The organism is Micromonospora sp. ALFpr18c (assembly GCF_008868155.1).
Taxonomy (GTDB): Bacteria; Actinomycetota; Actinomycetes; order Mycobacteriales; family Micromonosporaceae; genus Micromonospora.
The window spans coordinates 1-1,129 of record NZ_WBKR01000412.1 but is presented as its reverse complement, the minus strand read 5'-3'; the positions used below and the strand labels follow the sequence as shown (position 1 = coordinate 1,129).

The window sequence follows — 1,129 nt, the reverse complement described above, 5'->3', positions numbered from 1 at the left end:
GGTGGGGAAGTGGCCGCGGGCGCGGACGGCCTTGCGGATGCGGGCGTTGACGCTTTCGATCGCGTTCGTGGAGCAGATGACCGTGCGGATCTCCACGTCGAAGGCCAGGAACGGCACGAACTCGGCCCAGGCGTTCTCCCACAGCCTGACGATCGCCGGATACTTCTTGCCCCAGTTTTCGGCGAACTCGAGGAACCGTTCGGTCGCGGCGTCCTCGGTCGGCGCGGTGTAGACCGGCTTGAGCGCTTTCGCGATCTTGTCCCAGTCCTGGCGGGCCGCGTACCGGAACGAATTACGCAAAAGGTGAACTACGCAGGTTTGAACGATCGTGCGTGGCCAGACTGTCGCGACGGCGTCCGGCAGGCCCTTGAGCCCGTCGCAGACGAGCATCAACACGTCCTGGACACCACGGTTCTTCAACTCGGTGAGCACGTGCAGCCAGTGCTTCGCGCCTTCACCGCCGTCACCGGCCCAGATCCCGAGGATGTCGCGGTGCCCGTCGACGGTGACCGCCATGACCACGTAGATCGGCCGGTTCGCGACCTGCCCGTCCCGGATCTTCACGTTGATGGCATCGATGAACACCACCGGATACACCCTGTCGAGGGGCCGGTTCTGCCACTCGACCATCCCGTCCATCACCTTGTCGGTGATCGTGGAGATCGTCTGCTTCGACACCTCGGCGCCGTACACCTCGGCCAAGTGCGCGGCGATCTCCCCGTGCGTCAACCCCTTCGCCGACAACGACAACACCATGTCATCGACCCCGGACAGCCTGCGCTGCCGCTTACGCACGATCTGCGGCTCGAACGTCCCCGCCGCGTCACGCGGCACCCGCACCTCGACCGGCCCGACATCGGTCAGCACCGTCTTAGTCCGGCTGCCGTTACGCGTGTTCCCGCTGCCTCGACCCGCCGGGTCGTGCTTGTCGTAGCCGACGTGGTCGGTGATCTCGCCGTCCAGCGCCGACTCCAGGACCCGCTTGGTCAGCTGCTGCAACAGCCCACCCTCCCCGGTCAACCGCAGCCCGTCCCCACGAGCCCGATCGGCCAGCATCGCGATCAACTGCTCATCCGTCACCGCACCCACCGGCTCGGCGGCCGGCTGTCCCACGGTCGTCTCGGTCGTC

Annotated in this window: 1 protein-coding gene; it reads right to left on the bottom strand. The window is 66.5% G+C overall.

What is annotated here, in order from left to right:
• Positions 1 to 1,056: IS256 family transposase (locus F8271_RS31450; RefSeq protein WP_225854902.1), on the bottom strand; the 1,056-nt coding region annotated here is incomplete at its 3' end.
• Between the last annotated feature and the right edge of the window lie 73 nt (positions 1,057 to 1,129).